The 22,692-nt window shown below is 66.9% G+C and carries 14 protein-coding genes; 6 read left to right on the top strand and 8 right to left on the bottom strand.

The genetic code is table 11. The features are described from left to right. Nucleotides 1-128: 128 nt before the first annotated feature. Nucleotides 129-1,283 carry an exonuclease SbcCD subunit D gene (locus tag ASC37_RS02235; protein ID WP_055422820.1) on the top strand — a complete coding sequence of 385 codons (1,155 nt, stop codon included), beginning with the start codon at nt 129-131 and terminating at the stop codon, nt 1,281-1,283. After that, a complete protein-coding gene (locus tag ASC37_RS02230; protein ID WP_055422819.1) occupies nt 1,280-4,336 on the top strand; it encodes an AAA family ATPase in 3,057 nt (1,018 codons plus the stop codon). Before ASC37_RS02235 ends, ASC37_RS02230 begins: the two co-directional genes overlap by 4 nt. A 33-nt stretch (nt 4,337-4,369) precedes the next feature. Here the strand turns inward: ASC37_RS02230 and dnaE are convergent, their stop codons facing one another. From dnaE to ASC37_RS02190, 8 genes are all read right to left on the bottom strand, one after another. Further along, nucleotides 4,370-7,834 (bottom strand): DNA polymerase III subunit alpha, encoded by a 3,465-nt coding sequence (gene dnaE, locus ASC37_RS02225; protein ID WP_055422818.1) that lies wholly within the window; start codon nt 7,832-7,834, stop codon nt 4,370-4,372. Next, a complete protein-coding gene (locus ASC37_RS02220) occupies nt 7,834-8,817 on the bottom strand; it encodes a quinone oxidoreductase family protein (protein WP_088178254.1) in 984 nt (327 codons plus the stop codon). Before ASC37_RS02220 ends, dnaE begins: the two co-directional genes overlap by 1 nt. A gap of 19 nt (nt 8,818-8,836) precedes the next feature. Continuing rightward, nucleotides 8,837-11,137, bottom strand: a complete 2,301-nt coding sequence (locus ASC37_RS02215; protein ID WP_055422816.1) for an NADP-dependent malic enzyme — start codon at nt 11,135-11,137, stop codon at nt 8,837-8,839. 99 nt (nt 11,138-11,236) lie between these two features. Beyond that, on the bottom strand, nt 11,237-12,766 hold the full coding sequence (locus tag ASC37_RS02210) for a GGDEF domain-containing protein (protein WP_055422815.1): 1,530 nt from the start codon (nt 12,764-12,766) through the stop codon (nt 11,237-11,239). 190 nt (nt 12,767-12,956) lie between these two features. Continuing rightward, on the bottom strand, nt 12,957-14,093 hold the full coding sequence (locus ASC37_RS02205; protein ID WP_055422814.1) for an FAD-dependent monooxygenase: 1,137 nt from the start codon (nt 14,091-14,093) through the stop codon (nt 12,957-12,959). 16 nt (nt 14,094-14,109) lie between these two features. Next, a complete protein-coding gene (locus ASC37_RS02200; RefSeq protein WP_055422813.1) occupies nt 14,110-15,459 on the bottom strand; it encodes an aminopeptidase P N-terminal domain-containing protein in 1,350 nt (449 codons plus the stop codon). Then, nucleotides 15,456-16,163 (bottom strand): nucleotidyltransferase family protein, encoded by a 708-nt coding sequence (locus ASC37_RS02195; protein ID WP_055422812.1) that lies wholly within the window; start codon nt 16,161-16,163, stop codon nt 15,456-15,458. Before ASC37_RS02195 ends, ASC37_RS02200 begins: the two co-directional genes overlap by 4 nt. Nucleotides 16,164-16,176: 13 nt before the next feature. Next, nucleotides 16,177-17,172, bottom strand: coding sequence for an aminoglycoside phosphotransferase family protein (locus ASC37_RS02190; protein ID WP_055422811.1), 996 nt, complete (start codon nt 17,170-17,172; stop codon nt 16,177-16,179). A gap of 494 nt (nt 17,173-17,666) precedes the next feature. Between ASC37_RS02190 and ASC37_RS02180 the strand changes: the two genes are divergently transcribed. The 4 genes from ASC37_RS02180 to rsmA are packed head-to-tail and all read left to right on the top strand — an operon-like array spanning nt 17,667 to nt 22,682. Next, on the top strand, nt 17,667-19,898 hold the full coding sequence (locus ASC37_RS02180; RefSeq protein WP_055422809.1) for an LPS-assembly protein LptD: 2,232 nt from the start codon (nt 17,667-17,669) through the stop codon (nt 19,896-19,898). Beyond that, nucleotides 19,898-20,905, top strand: coding sequence for a peptidylprolyl isomerase (locus ASC37_RS02175; protein ID WP_055422808.1), 1,008 nt, complete (start codon nt 19,898-19,900; stop codon nt 20,903-20,905). The genes ASC37_RS02180 and ASC37_RS02175 overlap by 1 nt, the downstream gene beginning before the upstream one ends. After that, nucleotides 20,902-21,879 (top strand): 4-hydroxythreonine-4-phosphate dehydrogenase PdxA, encoded by a 978-nt coding sequence (pdxA, locus tag ASC37_RS02170; protein WP_055422807.1) that lies wholly within the window; start codon nt 20,902-20,904, stop codon nt 21,877-21,879. The genes ASC37_RS02175 and pdxA overlap by 4 nt, the downstream gene beginning before the upstream one ends. Continuing rightward, nucleotides 21,876-22,682 carry a 16S rRNA (adenine(1518)-N(6)/adenine(1519)-N(6))-dimethyltransferase RsmA gene (gene rsmA, locus ASC37_RS02165; RefSeq protein WP_055422806.1) on the top strand — a complete coding sequence of 269 codons (807 nt, stop codon included), beginning with the start codon at nt 21,876-21,878 and terminating at the stop codon, nt 22,680-22,682. Before pdxA ends, rsmA begins: the two co-directional genes overlap by 4 nt. Nucleotides 22,683-22,692: the final 10 nt, after the last annotated feature.

Below are 22,692 nucleotides of genomic sequence, written 5' to 3'. Positions count from 1 at the left end.
CGCTCTCGAGGGATCCGGGGGATATAATGGATCGATCAGAGGCTGGACAAGCACCTGCCCGGGCGATGGCCTTATCGTAGCATTGGGGCATTGCCGCGGTTCGGACGGGAAAATCTTCCGGAGGGGACATGAGGATCCTGCACACTGCCGACTGGCATCTCGGCCGCGTCTATCACGGCGTCTCACTCCTGGAAGACCAGGCGCACGTGCTCGATCAGCTGGTCGGGCTCGTGCGTTCGGAGCGCCCGGATGTGGTGCTGATCGCCGGCGACGTCTACGACCGCTCGGTCCCGCCGGCCGAGGCCGTTCGCCTGCTCGACGAGACGCTCACCCGGATCGTGGTGGGCGAGCGCACGCCCGTTCTGCTCACCGCCGGCAACCATGACAGTCCCGATCGGCTCGGCTTTGGTGCGCGTCTTCTGGCCGAAGCCGGGCTCACGGTCCGGGGGCTTGCGACCGCCGACGTCTCTCCCGTGCTGCTGCGAGACCGTTACGGCGAGGTCGCTTTCTATCCCTTGCCCTACGCCGAGCCCCCTTGGGTGCGTCAGTGTCTGGAGGACGAGTCGATCGCGGACCACCACGCGGCGATGAAGGCTCAGGTCGAACGCATTCGACGGCTCCACGATCAAAGTCGCCGTTCGGTGCTCATCGCCCACGCCTTCGTGCAGGGTGGGACGGCGAGCGAATCCGAACGCCCTCTGTCGGTTGGCGGGACCGGTCTCGTCGGGGCGGAGGTATTCGAGGGATTCCATTTCGTGGCGCTCGGCCATCTGCATCGCCCCCAGAGCCTGGCCGGTGGTCGCATCGACTATGCCGGTTCGCCCTTGAAATATTCTTTTGCCGAGGTCGGCCACGACAAGAACGTTTCGCTGGTCGAGCTCGACGGACAGGGCTGCGTGCGTCTCGAACGCCTGCGGCTCACTCCGCGTCGGGACCTGCGCATCCTCAGCGGCAGCCTGGACGAGATTTTGGCCGCCGCCGGAGACGATCCCGGCCGGGACGACTACGTCCTTGCCCGGCTCACGGACACGAGTGCGCTCCTCGATGCGATGGGAAAACTGCGCACGGCCTACCCCAATGCGCTCGCCATCGAGCGTCCGCAGTTTGCCGGAGCGGGAGCTGGGCTCGAAGCGGGCACCGATCACCGCAAAGTCGGGCTGGACGAACTCTTCGAGGCTTTCTACCGCGAGATGACGGGGCGCGCGCTCGACGAATCCGCCAGGCGCCTGCTGCATACCGAGATCTCTGCCCTGTCCCAGCAGGAACGGGAGGTGGCCCCATGAGACCGATCCGCCTGATCCTGAGCGCCTTCGGCCCCTTTGCCCAACGCGAGGAGATCGACTTCACGCGCCTGCCGCCGGATGCGCTCTTTCTGATCCACGGTCCTACGGGAGCAGGAAAGACTTCGATCCTCGATGGTATCTGCTACGCGCTCTATGGCGAGACCTCCGGCAGCGAGCGGAGCGCCAAGGAGATGCGCAGCCATCATGCCGCGGACGATGCGCTCACCGAAGTCGAGTTCGAGTTCGGTCTGGGACGCAGGCGCTATCGCGTCAAGCGTTCGCCAGAGCAGGAACGCGCCGCCCTGCGGGGCAAGAAGGATCAGCGGGTCAGGATTCCGGCCAGGGCCGAACTGCAGGTGTGGGATGGCGATGGCTGGAAGCCTCTCGTCAGCAAGGCGACGGAGGTCACGCAACGCCTCGTCGCGCTCCTCGGTTTCGAAGCCGACCAGTTCCGCCAGGTCATTCTGCTGCCGCAAGGGCAATTCCGCAAACTCTTGGCGGCCGACTCCAAGGAGCGGGAGCAGATTCTGGAGACGCTCTTCGCCACCGAAACCTGCAAGCGCTTGCAGGAACGGCTCAAAGCGGCGGCGAATGCTCTTGAGCGGCAGGCCGAAGAAGCCAAGGCCCGGAAAAAGACGCTGCTCGAACAGGCCGGGGTGGAGTCGGAAGAAGCGCTCGGTGCCCGGATCGAGGAAGCGACGGCACGGCGCTCGCTCCTGGCGGAGGAGGAACGACGTCGCCGCACCGAAGAGGCGAACGCCACCGCCGCGCTCGCGGCCGCTGAGGCTCTGGCGCGGCAATTCGAGGAACGAGATGGCGCTCGCGCCGCCTTGGACGGGCTGAGCGCTGCTGCCGCCGCGATCGCAACCCGACGCCGTGAGCTGGATGCCGCCTCGCGGGCCCAGTTCGTCCGTGCGGCCCATGCGAACTTCGAGGACGCCGCTGCGCAACGGCAGCGGCTCGCCCAGCAGTTGGCGCAGGCCGAGGGCGAGGTCGAAGCCACCGCCCGCCAGCGCGAATCGGCCGAATCTCGGTTGCAGGAAGAACGCGCGCGAGCGCCCGAACGGGAACGGGCCATTCGCGAGCTCGAGCGGCTCGAAGGCTTGCGCGAGGCCGTGCGCACGTTCGACGAGGCGCGGCGGGAAGCAGAGAAGCTCTCCCGCTCGGCCGAAGCGGCAGAGGCCGAACTCGCGCGCCTGCAAGGAGAATCCAAAACCCTCACCGAGCAGCGTGCACGGCTGCAGCAGGCGATCGAGGCGGATACTCCCCTGGCTGGGCGGGTCGAGGCGCTGCGGCGCGATCTCGCCCAACAGGAACGACTCATCCGCTCGCTGCAGCAACTCGATCAGGCCAAAGCGGCCCTGGCCGCGCACCGCGACGAAGAAACCAAATGCCGCCAAGCCTTGGAGGCCGCGCAGACCGGGCGGGATGCCGCTCGGGTGCGTAAGGAGGATTTGGAAGCGCGCTGGCGCAGTGGCCAAGCCGCCGTGCTCGCCCTGCACCTGAGCGAAGGTGCTCCGTGTCCCGTTTGCGGCAGTCTGGAGCATCCTGCCCCGGCGACGGCGGGCGAGGCCGTGCCGAGCGAGGAAGAACTGAATGCGGCCGCCAAGGCCCTGCAGCAGGCCGAATCCGCCTTGGAAAGCGTTCGTGCCAAGCATCAGGCCGTTCTGGGTCGGATCGCAGGGGCCGAATCCGTAGTTTCAACCTTGGAGGCGGGACTGCCGCCCGATCCCCCCAGCCTCGAGCAGGCCAAAGCGCGCCTGGTCGACCTCGAACGTGACCTGGCGAGAGCGCTCGAAGCGACCAAACGGCTCGATGCAGCCAAGGCCGAGTTCCAAGCTTGCGAGCAGCGGCTCGCCGCGCTCGGTCCTGCGCTGGAGCAGACGCGCAGCCGCACCGAAACCTTCAAGATCCAAGCCGCGGCGGCTGCGGCCCAAGTCCGCGAACGTTCCGACCGAATTCCGGAACCTCTGCGCGACGTACGCACGCTCGAGCAGGCGATCGACGCTGTCCGCAAGCAAGCGGATACGCTCGCCGCCCGGCTCAAAGCGGCCGAGGAAGCGCATCAGCAGGCGAGTACCGCGCACGCGGCTGCGGGTTCGAAGCGGCAGGAGCGCGCCGAAGCGCTCGATGCCGCCTCGGTGCGCCTCGCCCAGTCCCACGCCGTCTTCCTCAAGGCCCTGCAGGAACAGGGTTTCGCGGACGAAGCCGCTTTCCGCGAGGCCATGCGTTCCCCCGAAGAAATTGCCGTCTTGCGCACCGAGATCCAGTCCTACGACGAATCCGTGGCGGCAGCCAAGGAACGCCTGCAGCGCGCCGAAAACCAGGTCGCCGGAAAAACGCCACCGAATCTCGCCGCGCTCAAAGCCGCCCAGGAAGAGGTCCGGCGCGCCGTCGAGCAGCTTGTTGCCCAGCAGCAGAGTCTCGAAGAGCGTATCGGGCAGGACCGCAGGACGTGCGAAGTGCTCGCGGCCATCGGGCAGGAGCTGGGGGAGATTGAGTCGCGCTACGAAGTGATGGGGCACCTCGCCGGTATCGCCAACGGGGACAATGGCAAGAAGCTCACCTTCCAGCGGTTCGTGCTCGCGGCACTGCTCGATGACGTGCTGCGTCAAGCCTCCCTGCGCTTGCGCACCATGAGCCGCGGCCGCTACAGCCTGCAGCGGCGCGAGGACGTGGCCGATGCGCGCAGGGCCTCCGGCCTCGATCTCGAAGTCTTCGACGAATACACCGGTCGATCCCGGCCGGCCAGCACGCTTTCGGGCGGCGAGAGCTTCATGGCCGCCCTCTCGCTCGCACTGGGGCTATCGGACGTCGTGCAAGCCTACGCGGGCGGCATCCAGCTCGACACCCTCTTCATCGACGAAGGCTTCGGCAGTCTCGATCCCGAGTCGCTCGACATGGCGATGAAAGCCTTGAGCGAGCTGCGGCAGAAGGGACGAATGGTCGGCATCATCTCCCACGTCGACGAGCTCAAACGCCAGATCGACGTCGGCATCGAAGTGATCCCGGGGAGAAGCGGCAGCCATGTCCGGGTCGGAGCGGTAGGGTGATGTTGGGCAGTGGACGATGGTTTTTCGGATGGATTAGGCGTAACGCACCTCGACGCGCTCTACCCCCGGGATTGCGCGCAGGGCGGCGAGTAAGGTCTCCTGTGGGTGCACCCCCCAGGTAGGGGAGGGACGCAGCATTCCTTCGGTGCCGTCCAGGCGCAGGGTGAGCGCGAGCGGCAGCTTGCCACCGAGATGCGGACGCAGCGCGGCTTCCAGCTCGGCGGTGAATTCCGGCGTGGTGCGTTCGAGTGCCACGGTGAGGGCGACTGCCCGGGCGCGTTCTTCGCGCAGCTGCGCGAGCGTGGCGAAGCGCTCGGCCACCACCCGCAACCCCCCCGAGTAGTCGTCGGGGCTTACTTTCACCTCGGCGAAGAGCGGCTCGTCGAGCACGATGGCGTGGCGCCACGCCTCATAGACCTCGCTGTAGGCGAGCACCTCGACCTGGGCCGTGCCGTCGTCGAACTCGACGAAAGCCATCTTGCCGCGGTTGCCCATCTTGGTGCGCAGGGCGGTGACTACCCCGGCGATCCACACCGGGTCCCAGCCGGGTTCGAGGCTGGCGAGCGGCCTCGACACCAGACGGCGCACTTCCTCGGCCCAGGCGTGGAAGGGGTGCCCCGAGAGGAAGAATCCGAGGGCGCTCTTCTCTTCCTTGAGCCGTTCGCGCTCGGTCCAGGGGCGCACGGCGGCAAAGGCCGGCTGCATCGCTTCGGCCTGGGGGAGATCGTCGAAGAGTCCCGCCTGCAGGACGTTCGCCTGCGCCTGCTCGGCCGCTTCCAGCGCGAGCCCGACGGTGGCGAGCAGCTGCGCCCGGTCGCGTCCGGCATGTCCCGGCAGGGTGTCCAGCGCCCCGGCGCGCACCAGGGCTTCGAGCACGCGGCGATTGACCGCTCGCCGGTCGATGCGTGCGCACAGCTCGAAGAGATCACGGAAGGGGCCGTTGCGCTCACGCTCGGCGACGATGGCTTCGGCCGCCGGCCGGCCCACCCCCTTGATCGCGCCCAGACCGTAGCGGATGGTGCCCGAGTCGACCGGTTCGAAACGGTAGGCGGAGGCGTTGACGTCCGGCGGCAGGATCTCGAGGCCGTTGGCGCGCGCGTCTTCGACGAAGATCTTGACGCTGTCGGTGTCGTCCATGTCGGAGGACAGCGTCGCGGCCATGAAGGCGGCGCAGTGGTGCGCTTTCAGCCAGGCGGTCTGGTAGGTGACCACGGCGTAGGCGGCGGTGTGTGACTTGTTGAATCCGTACTCGGCGAATTTCTCCATCAGGTCGAAGAGGCGCATGGCGAGCGCCTCGTCGTAGCCTTTCTTGCGCGCCCCCTCGCGGAAGATCTCGCGGTGCTTGGCCATCTCCTCGGGCTTTTTCTTGCCCATCGCCCGGCGCAGCAGGTCGGCCCCGCCCAAGGTGTAGCCGCCGATGATCTGCGAGATCTGCATCACCTGCTCTTGATAGACGATGACGCCGTAGGTGGGTTCGAGGCAGGGCTTGAGGTCGTCGTGGAAATAGTCGATGGCCTGCTCGCCTTTCTTCCTCAGGATGAAGTCGTCGACCATGCCCGAGCCCAGGGGGCCGGGGCGGTAGAGGGCGAGCACGGCGATGATGTCTTCGAAGCGGTCGGGCTGGAGCTTCTTGAGGAGCTTCTTCATCCCCTCCGATTCGAGCTGGAAGACGGCGGTGGTGTTCGCCTCTTTCAGGATCTGGTAGGTGGCCGGATCCTCGTAGCCCAGGGTTTCGAGTTTGGGGCGACTGCCGGTGAGTCGCTCGACGTAGTCGAGGGCGAGGTCGATGATGGTGAGGTTGCGCAGCCCCAGGAAGTCGAATTTCACCAGACCGATCGCCTCCACGTCGTCCTTGTCGAACTGCGACACGGGCACGGCGTCCTCGCCGTCGGCCAGATACAGGGGACAATAGTCGGTGAGCTTGCCCGGGGCGATGAGCACGCCGCCGGCGTGCATGCCCACGTTGCGCGCCAGTCCCTCGAGCGGCCGGGCGAGCTGCCACAGCTGCTGGATCGCCTCGCCGTCGTTGGCGTCTTCCATCAGCTCGCGCAGCTGCGGTTCGAGCTCGAGCGCCTTGTCGAGCGACACCGGTTTGACACCCTCGAGCGGGATGAGCTTGGAGAGGCGGTCGCACAAGCCATAGGGCAGGTCGAGCACGCGCCCCACGTCGCGCACCACGGCTTTGGAGGCCATGGTGCCGAAGGTGGCGATCTGGCTCACCGCGTCGTGCCCATAACGATCGCGCACGTACTCGATCACTCGGTAGCGCCGATCCTGGCAGAAGTCGACGTCGAAGTCGGGCATGGACACCCGTTCGGGGTTGAGGAAACGCTCGAAGAGGAGCGCATAGCGCAGGGGGTCGAGGTCGGTGATGCGCAGGCTGTAGGCGACGAGCGAGCCTGCGCCCGAACCGCGTCCCGGGCCGACGGGCACGCCGTTTTCCTTGGCCCAGTTGATGAAGTCGGCCACGATGAGGAAGTAGCCGGAAAAGCCCATCTGGACGATGGTTCCGGTCTCGAAGGCGAGCCGCTCTTCGTAGCGCGGGCGCTGGCGTTCGCGCTCGGCCTCGATCGGGTAGAGTTCGCGCAGACGCACTTCCAGCCCTTCCTTGGCGCGCTCGACGAGGTAGTCGTCCAGCGTCACGCCCGGCGGCGTGGGGAAGGGCGGCAGGAAATTCTTGCCCAGCGTGATGGAGAGCGAGGCGCGCCGCGCGATCTCGCCGGCGTTCTCCAGCGCCTCGGGCAGGTCGGCGAAGCGCTCGGCCATCTCGGCGCGGCTGAGGAAGTACTGCTCGGCGGTAAAGGGCTTGGGGCGCCGGGGGTCGGCGAGCACCGTGCCCTGGGCGATGCACACGCGCGCCTCGTGCGCCTCGAAATCCTCTGGGCGCATGAATTGGATGGGGTGCGTGGCCACCACCGGCAACCCCAGGCGGGCGGCGAGCCCGACTGCGGCTTCCACGTAGAGCTCGGTGTCTGGCTGCCCGGCGCGCTGCAGCTCGAGGTAGAAGGCGTCGGGGAAGACCTCGGCCCAGCGCCGCGCCGCCGCTTCGGCTTCCTCTTCTTTTTGGGCGAGCAGCAAGCGCCCCGGTTCGCCCTCCATCGCCCCGGAGAGGGCGATGAGGCCGCTGCAGGATTCCCGTTCGAGCCAAGCCGGGTGGATCTCGGCGCGGCCGCGGTACTGGTTCTCGAGATAGGCGCGACTGAGGAGCTCGCACAGTTGGCGATAGCCTTCGCGGTGGCGGGCAATGAGCAGCATCCGCCAGGGGTGGGCGCGGTCCTCTTCGTTGCTGATCCAGACGTCCACGCCGATCACCGGCTTGATGCCCTTGGCGCGCGCGGCCTTGTAGAACTTGACCATGCCGAAGAGGTTCATCGCATCCGAGATGCCCAGGGCGGGCATGCCGTCGGCGGCGGCCGCGGCGACGGCATCCGTGAGGGTGCAGATGCCGTCGGTGAGCGAGTATTCCGAGTGCAGGCGCAGATGGACGTAGGGCGTCATCAGGGCAGCAGAAGGGTGGCGCCGATGGTGCGGCGCGATTCGAGCGCGCGGTGGGCCTCGGCCGCCTGGCTGAGCGGAAAACGCTGGCCGATCTTGACGTCGAGCCAGCCTTGACGGATCGCCGCGAAGAGCTCTTCGGCCATGGCGAGCAGATCCTCGCGCCGGGCGATGTAGGTGAAGAGCGTCGGGCGCGTGAGGAAGAGCGAACCCTTCTGCGCGAGAAGCCCGATGTCGAAAGGCTCGACCTTGCCCGAGGCGTTGCCGAAGGAGACCATCAGCCCCAGGGGGCGGAGCGAATCGAGCGAGCCGAGGAAGGTGGCGCGGCCCACCGAGTCGTAGACCACGTCGACGCCTCGTCCGTTGGTGAGCGCACGGGTGCGCTCGGTGAAATTCTCCCGCGTATAGACGATGACGTGATCGGCGCCGTGCGCGCGCACGAGTTCGGCTTTTTCATCGTTGCCTGCGGTGGCGATCACCGTGGCGCCGAGCTGTTTGGCCCATTGCACGAGCAGCAGTCCCACACCGCCGGCAGCGGCGTGGATGAGCACCGTGTCGCCCGGCTGCACGCGGTGGGTGCGGCGTACCAAACACTGCGCCGTCAGGCCTTTCAGCATCACCGCGGCGGCGGTCTCAAAGGAAATGTCGTCGGGCAGGCGCACGGCGCGCTCGGCCGGGAAGTTGCGTACTTCGCTGTAGGCGCCTACGGGTGAGAGAGCCCCGCCGCAGTAGGCGACGCGATCGCCCGGGCGAAATTCGGTCACGCGGGGGCCGACGGCCTCGACCACGCCGGCACCTTCCTGACCCAACCCCGACGGGAGGGCGACGGGATAGAGGCCGGTGCGATGGTAGGTGTCGATGAAATTCACCCCGATCGCCTGGTGGCGGATGCGGAGTTCGCCCGGACCGGGATCGGGCAGCTCTACCGTCTCCCAGCGCAGGACTTCGGGGCCGCCGTGGGCGGAGAAACGGATCGCGTGCGTCAGCATGGCCTTGCTTCCCCGGTCATTGCGCTTTGAGTTTGTTGCGCAGCTCGAGCGCGTCGACCACCGATACGGCCGTCATGTTGACCAGGCGACGCACCGTCGAGGAGGGCGTGAGGATCTGCACCGGCATGGCCGCGCCCAGCAGCATGGGGCCGACGGTCACCCCGTCGCCATTGGCCACTTTCATCAGGTTGAAGGCGATGTTCGCCGCGTCCAGATTGGGCATCACCAGGAGGTTCGCTTCGCCTTCGAGCGTGCTTGCCGGAATCAGGCGCTGGCGGATGCCCGGGTCGAGCGCCGAGTCACCGTGCATCTCGCCGTCCATGTTGAGCTGCGGGCACAAGGCGCGCAGGATGTCGCGCGCCTGGCGCATCTTGCGCGCCGAAGGAGTGTCGGCCGAGCCGAAGTTGGAGTGCGACAGCAGCGCCACGGCGGGTTCATAGCCGAAGCGGGTGAGCTCGACGGCGGCCATGCGGGCGATTTCGGCCACGTCTTCGGCGCAGGGGTCGTAGTTGACGTAGGTGTCGGTGATGGCCAAAGTGCGCTTGGGCAGCATGAGGATGTTCATCGCCGCGAAGAGGCGCGCGTCCGGGGCCAGGCCGATGACGTCGCGCACGTGCTGCAGGTGGGAATGGTAGGTGCCGAAGGTGCCGCACACGAGCGCATCGGCGTAGCCGTTCTTGAGCAGCATGCAGCCGATGAGGGTCGTGTCGCTCATCATGCGCACCTTGGCGATTTCGGGCGTCACCCCCTTGCGGCACATGAGTTCGAGGTATTGCTGCCACAATTCCTTGTAGCGCGGGTCGGATTCGGGGTTGACGACGTCAAAGTCGCGCTCGGGCACGAGGTTGAGCCCCAGGCGCTTGATGCGCATCTCGATCACCGCGGGGCGGCCGATGAGGACGGGGCGGGCGAGCTTCTCGTCGATCACGGCGCGCGCGGCGTGCAGCACCCGTTCGTCTTCCCCTTCGGCGTAGAGCACGCGTTTGTGCTCGGGCGGGACGCTTTTCGCCACCGAGAACACCGTTTTCATCACCACGCCGGAGTGGTAGACGAAGTTTTGTAGCGTGGTGCGGTAGGCGTCGAAATCCTCGATCGGCCGCGTGGCTACGCCCGATTCCATGGCAGCCTTGGCCACCGCCGGGGCGATGCGCACGATGAGGCGCGGATCGAAGGGTTTGGGGATGAGATAGTCCGGTCCGAAAGTGAGGGCGGCTTCCCCATAGGCTCCCGCGAGCATGTCGCTCTGCTCGGCGCGCGCGAGATCGGCGATGGCGTGCACGCAGGCGAGCTTCATCTCTTCCGTGATGGTGGTGGCGCCCACGTCGAGTGCGCCGCGGAAGATGAAGGGAAAGCACAGGACGTTATTGACCTGGTTGGGATAGTCGGAGCGTCCCGTGGCGATGATCGCGTCGGGTCGCACGGCCTTGGCGACTTCCGGCATGATTTCGGGAATGGGGTTGGCGAGCGCGAAGATGAGGGGGTCGCGCGCCATCTTGGCGACCATCTCGGGCTTGAGCACCCCGGCCGAAGAGAGGCCGAGGAAGACGTCGGCGCCGTCGATTACCTCGGCGAGGGTGCGCGCGTCGGTCACCTGGGCGTAGCGCGCCTTGTTCGGTTCCATGTCCGGTTCGCGCCCGACGCGGATCACGCCACGGGAATCACACACATAAACATTTTCGCGTTTCAGCCCCAGGCGCACCATTAGATCGAGACAGGCGATGGCCGCTGCTCCGGCGCCCGAGCATACGAGCTTGACTTCTTCGATCTTCTTGCCGACGACCATGAGGCCGTTGAGGAGCGCCGCGGCCGAGATGATGGCGGTGCCGTGCTGGTCGTCGTGGAAGACCGGAATCTTCATGCGCTCGCGCAGCTTCTTCTCGATGTAGAAGCACTCGGGCGCCTTGATGTCTTCGAGGTTGACGCCGCCCAGCGTCGGCTCCATGGCGGCGACGATGTCGATGATTCGATCGGGGTCTTTCTCGTCGAGCTCGATGTCGAAGACGTCGATGCCGGCAAATTTCTTGAAGAGGCAGCCCTTGCCTTCCATCACGGGTTTGGCGGCGAGCGGCCCGATGTTGCCCAGCCCCAGCACCGCCGTGCCGTTGGTGATGACGGCCACGAGGTTGCCGCGCGAAGTGTATTCCCGCGCGGTGAGGGGGTCGCGCACGATTTCCTCGCAGGCGGCCGCGACGCCAGGGGAATAGGCCAGCGACAGGTCGCGCTGGTTGCTCAGGCTCTTGGTGGGGACCACCGAGATCTTGCCCGGCGTAGGGTGGCGGTGATAGTAGAGCGCGGCGTCGCGGAAGTTCTTGTCCATTGAAAGCTCTCCAGAACGGTTGGATGCGTGCGCCTGCCCTCGGTCGCACGTCGAAACGGGGGTTCATCTATCGGAAGAGAAGTATACCGCGGGTGGGCTTCAGGTGTCGGCGACGAAGACGCGGTTCTTGCCGGCGCGCTTTGCGCGGTACATCGCCTGATCGGCACGCTCGAAGGCGCTCTCCCAACCGTCGTCGGGGTAGACTTCGGTGACGCCAGCGCTGAAGGTGACCACCCGATGACGATCGTCGTGGAAGAAAATCTCGCGCGTGAGGATGCGCTGCAGCCGGCGTAGGATTTCGGCGGCATTCTCGGCGGTCGTACCCGGTAGGATGACGACGAATTCTTCTCCACCGTAGCGACCGATGACATCGTGCTCGCGCAGGTGCTGACGGGCGATCTCGGCGAGGAATTTGAGGGAATCGTCGCCGGCTTGATGACCGAAGAGGTCGTTGATGCGCTTGAAGTCGTCGAGATCGATCACGCCCAGCGTGAGCGAAGGGATGGATCCTTGGCGCAGGGTCTCGATCGTGCGGGAAAAAGTGGCCTCCAAGCCGTTGCGGTTATAGAGACCGGTGAGGGAGTCTCGCACGAGTCGTTCATTGAGCGACTGTAGCTGCGCTTCCAATTCACGTACCTTGGCATCGGCATCCTCGGCTTCACGGCGGGTGCGTTCGAGCGCTTCGTGCGCCTGGCGTGTGGTCTCGCTCATGTGGCGCGTCGCCTGAAGCAAGGTGCGGAGCTCGCCCGCGACGGAGGCGAGATCGTCGGCCTGTTCGATGGCCGTTGCCGCCTGCTGCAGTTGGGACTGGTACTGCTCGGTCTCCCGGCTCATCTGCCCCAGCTGGGAGAGGAAATCGGCCAGCAGGCGTTTGAGTTCGGCCTCGGCTGCGCGCTTGCGCTCGAGGGTGCACTGCAAAGGGTCGAGCAGGGCGTCGAGCCGTTCCTGCAGTAGGCGCACCACCTGAGGCGTGAGGGCCGTGGCCGGCTGGAGGAGTTCGTGGCGCAGACGGCCTAACTCGGCTCGAATGCCGTCGTTGTCGCCGCCGACGAGCTCGAGCGCGTGCATGGTATGGGCGAGCAGCTCGAGCAGCGCTCCCGTGAGGGCGGCCGTGTCGATCTCTGGGGCAGCAGCCGGGGCGGAGGACGTTTCTCCGGGCGGCTGGCGCAGTCCAGCGATGAAGCGCTCGAGCCGCCGTGGGAGCCAACGACTCTGTCCCTCCTCGAGAATCGTCTCCAAGGCATGGAGTTTGCGCTCCGGCGTCCATCCAGGGGCGGCGTGCTCCCAGGCGTCGATCAGCCGGCGGATCAGGGGGACCCACGAAACCTCCGTTTCGTGGGCTGGAGGCAGGGCGAGCAAGGCTTCTTCGACGTCAGCCAGAGCCTGTGCCGTCTCATTGCGCTTGAGGTGATCCCTTGCGCGCGCGAGTGCGGCGCAGGTCCGCTCTCCCGTGCGGGGGAGTTTGGCCACGACCAGCTCGAGCAAGCGCACGAGCCGCGGTGGTAGCAGCTCCGGTTCCCCGGCGAGTTCGCAATAGATGCGGGTGTAGTTCTCTGGGGTGGGCGGCTGCTGCAGCTGCGCCAGGCGCAGGAGGGTTTCTTTGGCGAGATCGACGGGAGAGGAAGGCATCGTTCGTGAGAGGCAAGCGCCGGCAAGGATGTCAGTGTATCACTGCGGCCGCTAGCGCGCCTCAATCCAGTGCCGGCGCTCGGGGCCATGCGGAGGCGCCGTTAGGCGAATTGGGGTGCGAAGCGGCGGCATTGCTCGGCTGCGAGGACACGCGGTGATTGGACGCAAGACCTTGGCTGCCTGCGAGTGATCATCGCCACCCGAACATCATCTGCTGCGCGAAGCGCGCTTTGAGCGGCAGGCAGGCATCGAGTGCGAAGAGGGCAGCGCCGCGTGCGAGCGGGATCAAACCTTCTCGAGGCAGGAATCCGCGTGCGAAGCCGTCGGTGAGGCCGATGGTGAGCCGCCGGTCGGGGGCGCGGCGCCGGGCGTAGCGCTCGAGCGTCCAGGCGCTGCCGGGGTCGTCGGCCTCGCGCAGCAGTTCCACCAGCGTGCCGACGTCGCGGGCGGCGAGGTTGAAGCCCTGGCCTGCCACCGGGTGCAGGGTCTGGGCCGCGTTGCCCAGCCACACGGTACGCTCGGCCACCGGCCGGCGGCGCCAGCGCAGCACCAGGGGGTAGGCGGCGCGGCCGTGGATCCCACCCAGCCGCCAGCGGTTGCCGAAGGCGCGCTCGAGGCGCTCGAGATAGGCCGCATCGGGCAGGGCGGCGGCCTGTCCGGCCTCGCCGTGCGGCAGCACATGGACAAAGGTCCACTGACCGTGATCGGGCAGGAGCGCCGCTGGTCCTTGCGGCGTGAAGCGTTCGACGGCGCTCTCCGGCGCGAGCCCCTCGGCGTGCACCCAGCCGATGAGGGCGCTCTGGCCGTAGTCGTGGGAGACGACCCCTTCGGCCTCGGCGGGAAGCCGTCCCTCGGCGCGGGCGCAGAGCCGGGCATGGAAGGCTCCTTTGGGCGTGCGTAGGGCGATGCGCTCGCTCTGTGCTTCTGCCGACTCGACCGGAGTCTCGTCGAGCACGGCGATGCCGCGGGTTTGTGCCGCCTCGAGCAGGGCAGTGATGAGATCCGACGCGCGCACGACCGCGCCGAAGAGGGGAACTCCCAGGGTGTGCGCCTCCAGGCGCACGCGACCGAAACCTCGCTGCGAGACGTGGATCGTGCGGATCGGCGTGGCCGGGAGCCGCTCGGCGATCTGCAACCGCTCGAACTGGCGCCAGGTACCGAGTGAGAGCGCCAGAACCCGGGCATCGTCGGTGAGCCGCGCGCGCGGGCGGGCGTCGAACACCATGGCGTCTCGGCCGAGTTCATGCAACCACAGGGCGAGCGTCAGCCCGACGGGGCCGGCGCCGACGACGGCGACTTCGGAGGAGGAAGAGGGGGGTGGTGTCATGGGGGCGGTCCTGCGGTCAATCCGATTCGTGCTGCATCAGCGCTTCGATCGCCTCGGCCGCGACGGGCACGTCGCGCGTGAGGAGCCGGCACCCCCTCTCGGTCACGAGGGCGTCATCCTCGATGCGGATGCCGAGGTTCCAGAAGTCCCGCGGCACGTCGTCGGCCTCGGGTACGTAGAGCCCCGGTTCGACCGTGAGCACCATGCCGGGCACGAGCGTCACCGGCAGGCCGTTCTCATGGGTGGGGCCGGCGTCGTGCACGTCCAGGCCGAGCCAGTGGCCCGTGCGGTGCATGTAGAAGCGCTTGTAGGTCTGCCGTTCGAGCGCTTCGTCGAGCGAACCGGAGAGGAACCCCAGGTCGAGCAGCCCCTGGACGAGCACGCGCACCGCGGCCTGATGGGGGTCGTCGAAGGTGGCGCCGGGGCGGATCGCGGCGATCGCCGCCTCTTGCGCCGCGAGCACGAGGTCGTAGAGCAGGCGCTGCGGCGGGCGGAAGCGCCCATCGACGGGAAAAGTGCGGGTGATGTCGGAAGCGTAGCCGTCGTATTCGCAGCCCGCATCGATGAGCACGAGTTCGCCCGCCTTCAGCCGCGAGCGGTTGTCGGTGTAATGCAGGATGCAGGCGTTGGCGCCGCCGGCGACGATGGTAGGGTAGGAAGGCCCTTGGGCACCGTGGCGGCGGAATTCGGCGATGATCTCCGCTTCCAGCGTGTATTCGTGCACGCCGGGGCGGCAAACGCGCATGGCGCGGCGGTGGGCATGGGCGGCGATCGTCGCGCTGCGCTGCATCAGCTCGAGCTCGAAGGCGTCCTTGATGCGGCGCATGCGGGCGATGAGCGCACGGGCGTCGTGCAGCGTGGCCGGTGCCGGCGGGCCGAGCCGGGCCTTGGTACGCAGGGCCGGCAGCAGGCGGCGCAACCGGGCGTCGATCTCCTCGTTCTCCGCGAGCGGCAGCCACAGCGCCGGCGCTCCGGCGACGAGTTCCGGCAGTTTCGCGTCGAGTTCGGCGAGCGGAAACGCCGCTTCCAACCCCAATGCCTGGGGGGCGGCGGCCACCCCCAGTCGGCGGCCTTCCCACAGTTCCTTTTCCGGATCGCGGTCGCGGCAAAAGAGCACGCTTCGCGGCGATTCATGGGTGCGAAGCAGCAGCCAGGCATCCGGCTCGATGTAGCCCGTGAGGTAATAAAAATCGCTGTCGAAGCGGTAGGGGTAGGTGGTTCCGCCGTTGCGGATGCGCTCAGGAGCGGTGGGCAGCAGCAGCGCCCCGCCGCCGGTAACCTCGAGCTGTGCCAGCAGGCTCGCGCGGCGTTTGGCGAAGGCGCTCAGGTCTTCGTGGTAACGGCCGACGGGAAAATCCGGATTCATGGGGTGCTCTCCTCGTCCGCCGCCGACAACTGGCGGCGCAGTGATTCCAAGCGCTCGGGGGTGCCGACGTCGACCCACGGGCCGTCGTGGCGCTCGCCGCTCACCTTGCCCTCGCGCATCGCCGTGCGCAAGAGCGGCGCGAGCGGCGCGCGTTTTCCGGCCGGCAGTGGTAGGAAGAGCTCGGCGCGGTAAAAACCGATGCCGGCGAAGGTGAGCGGCTCCCCCCGTACATCTTCCGCGTCAGGATACACCATCGCATCTTCCCCCAGGGCAAAGTCTCCGCCAGGGCGGTGCGCCGGATTGGGCACGAGCAGCAGGTGCGCAAGGAACCCGGCTTCGAGCTGCCGGCAGGCACGGCGCACGAAGGCGGCCACGTCGAGCGGGCAGTAGACGTCGGCATTGACGACGAGAAAGGATGCGGCATCGAGCAGTGGTAGCGCTTGGCGTATCCCGCCGGCCGTCTCCAGCCCTGGCCCCGGCTCGGGGCTGAAGCGCAGGGGTGGCACATCGCCGCGCCGCGCGAGATGCGCGATGAGTTTCTCCCCGAGCCAGCAGGGATTGACCACGGCGTGGCTGCAGCCCGCGGCGGCGAGTCGATCGAGCCAGTGGTCGATGAGCGCCTTACCGCCTACTTCCACGAGTGGCTTGGGGCAGGTATCGGTGAGCGGGCGCAGGCGCTCGCCGCGTCCGGCGGCGAGTACCATGGCCGCGAAACCCTCAGAATGTGTAGCCAACGGCCAGTTCCTCGGGATGCAACCGTTCGAGGAGCCGGCGCAAGGGGGCGAGTTCCCCGTAGCGGCGGCTCGTGAGCAGCAGATGACGGCGCACGCGCGGCAGGTCTTCGAGGTAGCGCGTCTTGCCGTCGCGATGCGCGAGTCGCGCGAAGATGCCCAACACCTTGAGGTGGCGCTGCACGCCCATCCATTCGTAGTCGGTATAGAACGCTTCGAATTCCGTGTGGATCGGCAGCCCGAGTTTCCTGGCTACCTGCCAGTAGCGCACCAGCAGATCGAGCGCGAATTCCTCGGTCAGATCGACATAGGCATCCTTGAAGAGCGAGACCGCGTCATAGGTGATGGGGCCCCAGACCGCGTCCTGGAAATCGAGCACGCCCGGACCGCGGCCATCGTCGAGCAGCATCAGGTTGCGGCCGTGGTAGTCGCGATGCACGAAGACCCGCGGTTGCGCGAGCGCCCGCGCGACCAACGCCTCGAAGAGCCGTTCGAGCATCGCTTCTTCGCTCGGCGCGAGGGTCACGCCCAGGTGGCGGCGCAGGTACCATTCGGGGAAGAGCCGCAGCTCGGCGAGCAGTTTTTCCCGGTCGTATTCCGGCAGCCAATCCGGGCGCGTCAGGGCTTGCATCGCCGCGAGCACCCCCAGAGCCTGGGCGTAGCGCTCGTGGGCGGATTCTGGGGAAACGTTGCCGGCGTAGGGGAGATCGCCGAAATCCTCCATCAGCACGAATCCTTCGGCCGCGTCGACCGATTCGAGGCGCGGCACGGTGATGCCGGCCCCGTACAACAGACGCTGTACGGCGAGCCAGGGGGCGAGCGGCTCTTTTTCGGGCGGAGCGTCCATAACGATGCGCGTGCCGCCTTCGGGGAGCGCCACACGCCAGTAGCGGCGAAAACTCGCGTCGGCGCTCGCCGGCCGTGGTTCGGCGGCAATGCCCAGATCGGCCAGCCAATGGCACAGGCGCGCGAATCGATCCATGAGGGAGAGTTCCTTGCGGTACAATGGCGGACGATTTTAACAAAGCCGAGGCTGCACGCCCGTGACTTCCGGGGAGTAGGATTTTGCGTGACGGGGAAAATTTCGCCTTGCTCGCCTGGGCAGCGGTATTCTTGGCCTGGAGCCTACCCTGCGCCAAGGCGGTCGCTCAGCCCTTGCCGCCCTTGCCCGTGAAACCGGAGCTCCTCGGCCTGCCGCCGGCGCCCAAGCCTGCGCCTGCGCCCTCCGCCTCGCCCGCCACATCGCCTTCCGGCGCTACGGTCACCGTCGTTCCTTCGCCTGCGGGAGGAAGCGCCCAGCCTTTGCCTCCGGCCGGCGCACCCCAAGCCGTTCCCTCTGCACGGCAGCAAGCGACTCCATCCGCAGCCGAGCCGGCGCAAGCGCCGGCCGCCGCTTCGCCAGCTGCCCCTGCTGCGGCTTCAACCCAGGCGCCAGCGGGAACGGTTCCGGCTCCTTCGCCCCCTGCCGGGCCAAGAGTGGCTCAACCGCAGGAACCCCCCCGTATCCGCCTCTCCACCGACACGGCGAGCGGCGTCGAGATCCCCCTCCTGCCCCAGGGAACGATCGTCGAGGCCGACGAGATCCGCGGCGAGCGGGGCGCCGCCGTCGAAGCCGTGGGCAACGCCATCCTCGTGCGCGACAACATCCGCATTCAAGGCGATCGCCTGCGCTTCGACGAGCTCACCGACGAGGCGAGCGGCGAGGGGAATCTTTTCATCCAGGACACGGCCAAGGGCTTTCAGGTCGAAGGACCTCGCGGCCGACTCTACGTCACCGCCAAGGAAGGCGAGATCGAGCAGCCGGTCTATCGCTACGACCCGCCGGAGAACGTCAAGGAGCAGAGCCGCGCGGGCCACGGTGCCGGCGAGAAACTCTTCTTCGAAGGAGAGAACCGCTACCGCCTGCTCAATGGCACCTGGACGAGCTGCGCGGCGCCCGACCCGGCCTGGTACGTGAGGGCCGACGAGCTCAAGCTCGACTACGACCGCAACCAGGCCCAGGCGCGAAACATGGCGCTGGTGTTCCACGGCGCGACGATCCTGGCTGCACCTTATGCGGAATTTCCGTTGGGGCGGGAGCGCAAGTCCGGTTTCCTCACCCCCAGCGTCGGCATGTCGACCAATTCTGGCTTCGACGTGGCCGTGCCGTACTATTTCAACCTCGCGCCCAACTACGACGCAACCTTGACCACGAGGGCGATCGCGCGGCGCGGCCTCCAGCTGGGGGGCGAATACCGCTACCTCACGCCTTCCTACCAAGGGCAGATTCGCGCCGAGGTCTTGCCCGATGACCGCGAGGCCGAACGCAACCGGGCGCTCGCCTCATTTCAACACCAGCAAAGCCTCGGCCCGGAATGGTCCTATGGGCTGGATTTCAACCGTGTCAGCGACAAAGACTATTTCAACGATCTGAGCAACCGCATCGAGCTTTCCTCCACCGCCCATCTCGTGCAGCAGGGGGTGCTGAACTATCAGAATTCCTCGGGCTGGGGCGGGTCTTTGCTGATGCAGCAGTATCAGACGATCGACCGGGAGGTGAGCGAACCCTACCGGCGCCTGCCGGAGTTTTCCTTGTGGCACCAGCCCGTCGAATTGCCGGGTGGGCTCGAGTTCAAGCTGCGCACGCTCTACACCCAGTTCCGTCACGACGACGCCGGCCAGCGCGGCGATTACGGCATGAACTGGGTCGATGGCGACCGAGCCGTGCTCAACCCTTCCATCTCTTTACCCATATATCGTAGCTGGTGGCATTTCGAACCGAGCCTGCAGTGGCACTACACGAGCTATGACCTGGATCAGCCGGCCCTGGCGGGGGGGCGCACGTCCATCGATCGCAGCGTTCCGATCGCCTCGCTCGACATGGGGCTCGCCTTCGAGCGCGACGCGAGCTTCTTCGGCCGTGACTGGCTCCAGACCCTGGAGCCGCGCATCTACTACGTGAAAACCCCCTATCGCCGCCAGGATGACATCCCGCTCTTCGACACGGCGCGCTTCGGCTACGGTTTTGCCCAGATTTTCTATCCGAACCGCTACGTGGGCGACGACCGCATCTCCGATGCCGACCAGGTCACGGTGGCGGCGACCACCCGTCTCCTGGAATCGGACACCGGCTGGGAACGCCTGCGGCTCACGCTGGGTCAACGCTATTATTTCGAGACGCCGGAGGTGCTCATGCCCGACGAGAGCCCCATCGTCGACCGGCGCACCGATGTCCTTGGCGAGGCCGATGTGCATCTCACCCGCCGGATGCAGTTCAAATCGTTCTGGCAATACAACACGAGCGAAGACCTGACGCAGCGCTTCAACGCCGGGGTGCGTTATCAGGCCGGATTCGCGCGGGTGCTCAATCTCGACTACCGTTATACGCGCGATCTGCTCGAAGACGTGGGAATCGGGGCGCAGTGGCCGCTTGCCCGTGGCTGGGTTGGCGTGGGGCGCCTGAGCCGCTCGATTCTCGAAGAGCGCCTCACCGAGGCCATCCTCGGCCTCGAGTACGATGGCGGCTGCTGGGTGCTGCGAACCGTCTTCCACCGCTACGCCTTGTCGGAGAACGACAACAACACCGCCTTTTTCGTGCAGCTCGAGCTCACGGGCCTGGGGAGCCTCGGCTCGAGCCCCGAGACGCTGCTGCGCCGCTCGGTGCCGGGTTACGGCAAGATCTCGCCTACCGCCACCAGCACCCTGTTCGGATCCGCAGGAGGAATGTGATGGCAGTGAAACGACGCTCGCTTCCGCTGCTCGGGGCGGTTTTTCGCTCTGCGCTATTGCTGCTCGCGCTGTGGGCAGGATCTACCTCTGCCGCCGAGCTCACTCGGGTCGTGGCCGTGGTCAATAACGAACCGATCACTTCCACCGAGCTGCAGCAGTACATGGTGCGTGCCAAGCGGCAAGTGGCCAAGCAAGGGGTGCAGATCCCCGAGGACGAGCTGCGCCAGCAGGTGCTCGAACAGATGATTTTGGAGAAACTGCAGCTGCAGGTGGCCAAGCGCATGGGGATCACCGTCGACGATACGGCCATCGATCGCGCCATCGAGGACATCGCCCGGCGCAACAATATGACGCTCGATGCCCTCAAACAGGCGCTCGCCGCCGACGGCATCACCTTCGAGCAGTTCCGCGAGCAGATTCGCCGCGAGATGACCATTGCCCGCCTGCGCGACCGCGAAATGGAAGGGCGGGTGACGGTGTCCGATGCCGAGGTCGACCACTTCCTTGCCAACAACCCCGACGTGATGCGCCGCATCGAAGCGGAAGCCGGCAACGTGACGCAGACCCACGTGCGCCACATCCTGGCCCGTACCAACCAGACCACCAACGACGAGGCAGCCAAGGCCAAATTGCTGGCGCTGCGCGAGCGCATCGTCAATGGCGTCGATTTCGCCGAGCTCGCCAAGGCCAACTCCGACGACGGCTCCGCCTTCAAGGGCGGTGATCTCGGCTGGATCAACCCCGGCGATACCGTTCCTCAATTCGAAGAAGCGATGAACCGGCTCGCTCCGGGTGAGATTTCCCAGCCGGTGAAAACCCCCTTTGGCTGGCACCTGATCCAGGTGCTGGAACGCCGTCCGCTCACCGCTTCCGAGGACTACCGCCGCAACTACGCCCGGCAGTTGCTTCGGCGGCAAAAGATGGAGCAGGCCTATAATGCCTGGTTGCAGACGATCCGGGCCGAGGCCTTCGTCGAGATCCGCCGCGATGCGCTGGAGGCGAAATGAAACCGATCGCCATCACCACCGGTGAGCCCGCCGGAGTAGGGCCCGAGCTCTGCGCCCGGCTCGCCGACCGTCTGTGGCCTGCGCCGCTCGTGCTGATCGGCGACCGGAAGTTGCTGCGCGAGCGCGGCGTGTCGTCGTTGCCCGAGTTCGATCCGGCTGATCCCGCACCCTTGTCGATACGCCATGTGCCGCTGCGCGCGCCTTCCATCCCCGGCCGGCTCGAACCGGCCAACGCGCCTTACGTGCTCGAAGTGCTCGATACGGCCATCGACGGCGTGCTCGGCGGCCTTTTCAGCGCCATCGTTACCGCACCAATCCAGAAAAGCCTCATCGCCGACGCGGGTCACCCCTTTACGGGACACACCGAGTATCTCGCCGAGCGCAGCGGCACTCCGCTCGTGGTGATGATGCTGGTGGGCGCGGGGCTGCGCGTGGCGCTGGTCACCACCCATCTGCCGCTCGCCGAAGTGCCTGCCGCGGTCACGCCGCAGCGGCTCGAAGCCGTGCTGCGCATCCTCGATCGGGATCTGCGCCGACGTTTCGGTATCCCGCAGCCGCGCATCCTGGTGGCCGGCCTTAATCCGCACGCCGGCGAGAGCGGCCACATCGGGCGCGAAGAGCTCGAGGTCATCACCCCGGTGCTCGAGCGCCTGCGTGCCGAGGGCATGACCCTGATCGGCCCTCTGCCCGCCGATACGCTCTTCACCCCCCGCGTCATCGCCGGCAGCGACGCGCAGCTCACCATGTACCACGACCAGGGCCTGCCGGTGCTCAAATACGCCAGTTTTGGCAACGGGGTCAATGTCACCCTGGGCCTGCCCTTCATCCGCACCTCGGTCGATCACGGCACGGCGCTCGATCTGGCCGGAACCGGGCGCGCCGATCCAGGCAGCCTCTTCGAAGCGGTCACGCTCGCCTGCCTGCTCGCTTCCGTCGAGGAGCGCCTTGCTGCCCAAGGAGAAAGCGGTACGTGAGCGCCGAAGTACAAGGCCACCGGGCGCGCAAGCGCTTCGGACAGAATTTCCTGCGCGATCCCAATATCATCCGGCGCATCGTCGCCGCCATCGACCCGAAACCCGGCGAGCATCTGGTCGAGATCGGCCCCGGACTCGGCGCGCTCACCGAGCCGCTCATCAATGCTGCCGGCCATCTCACGGCCATCGAGCTCGACCGTGATCTCGCCGCCCGCTTGCGGGAGCGTTTTCCCGAGGAGCGGCTGCGGCTCATCGAGGGCGATGCCCTGCGCTTCGATTTCGCCACCTTGCCGGCGCCGCTGCGCGTGGTGGGAAACCTGCCTTATAACGTGTCGACGCCGCTCCTCTTCCATCTCGCTGGGTACGCCGATCGCATAAAAGACATGACCTTCATGCTGCAAAAGGAGGTAGTCGAGCGCATGGCGGCCGAGCCGGGCAGCGCCGCCTACGGGCGATTGTCGGTGATGCTGCAACTGCGCTTTGCCGTGCGCAAATGTTTCGACGTGCCGCCGGGCGCGTTCGTGCCGGTGCCGAAAGTGACTTCCAGCATCGTACGGCTCACCCCGTTGCCTCGAGGCAGGTACGAGGTGGACGACTTCCCCACGTTTGCGCGCGTAGTGGCCGCAGCATTCAACCAGCGGCGCAAGACGCTACGCAATGCCTTGAAAGCGCTGGCGTCGGCCGAGATTTTTTCCCGTACCGGCATCGATGCGTGTCTGCGCGCCGAGATGCTGTCCGTGGCCGATTTCGTGCGGCTGGCCAATGCGCTCTCGCGCGAGAAGCCAGAGACATCCGCCGACTGAGCTTCGACGG

This window comes from Tepidiphilus thermophilus, from assembly GCF_001418245.1.
Taxonomy (GTDB): domain Bacteria; phylum Pseudomonadota; class Gammaproteobacteria; order Burkholderiales; family Rhodocyclaceae; genus Tepidiphilus; species Tepidiphilus succinatimandens.
This window is presented reverse-complemented; position numbering and strand designations above follow the sequence as displayed.

Bases quoted from the DNA above. Each gene is read 5' to 3' on its own strand.
- ASC37_RS02235 (WP_055422820.1), top strand. From the start codon at position 129: ATGAGGATCCTGCACACTGCCGACTGGCATCTCGGCCGCGTCTATCAC.
- ASC37_RS02230 (WP_055422819.1), top strand. From the start codon at position 1,280: ATGAGACCGATCCGCCTGATCCTGAGCGCCTTCGGCCCCTTTGCCCAA.
- dnaE (WP_055422818.1), bottom strand. From the start codon at position 7,834: ATGACGCCCTACGTCCATCTGCGCCTGCACTCGGAATACTCGCTCACC.
- ASC37_RS02215 (WP_055422816.1), bottom strand. From the start codon at position 11,137: ATGGACAAGAACTTCCGCGACGCCGCGCTCTACTATCACCGCCACCCT.
- ASC37_RS02210 (WP_055422815.1), bottom strand. From the start codon at position 12,766: ATGCCTTCCTCTCCCGTCGATCTCGCCAAAGAAACCCTCCTGCGCCTG.
- ASC37_RS02205 (WP_055422814.1), bottom strand. From the start codon at position 14,093: ATGACACCACCCCCCTCTTCCTCCTCCGAAGTCGCCGTCGTCGGCGCC.
- ASC37_RS02200 (WP_055422813.1), bottom strand. From the start codon at position 15,459: ATGAATCCGGATTTTCCCGTCGGCCGTTACCACGAAGACCTGAGCGCC.
- ASC37_RS02195 (WP_055422812.1), bottom strand. From the start codon at position 16,163: ATGGTACTCGCCGCCGGACGCGGCGAGCGCCTGCGCCCGCTCACCGAT.
- ASC37_RS02190 (WP_055422811.1), bottom strand. From the start codon at position 17,172: ATGGATCGATTCGCGCGCCTGTGCCATTGGCTGGCCGATCTGGGCATT.
- ASC37_RS02175 (WP_055422808.1), top strand. From the start codon at position 19,898: ATGGCAGTGAAACGACGCTCGCTTCCGCTGCTCGGGGCGGTTTTTCGC.
- pdxA (WP_055422807.1), top strand. From the start codon at position 20,902: ATGAAACCGATCGCCATCACCACCGGTGAGCCCGCCGGAGTAGGGCCC.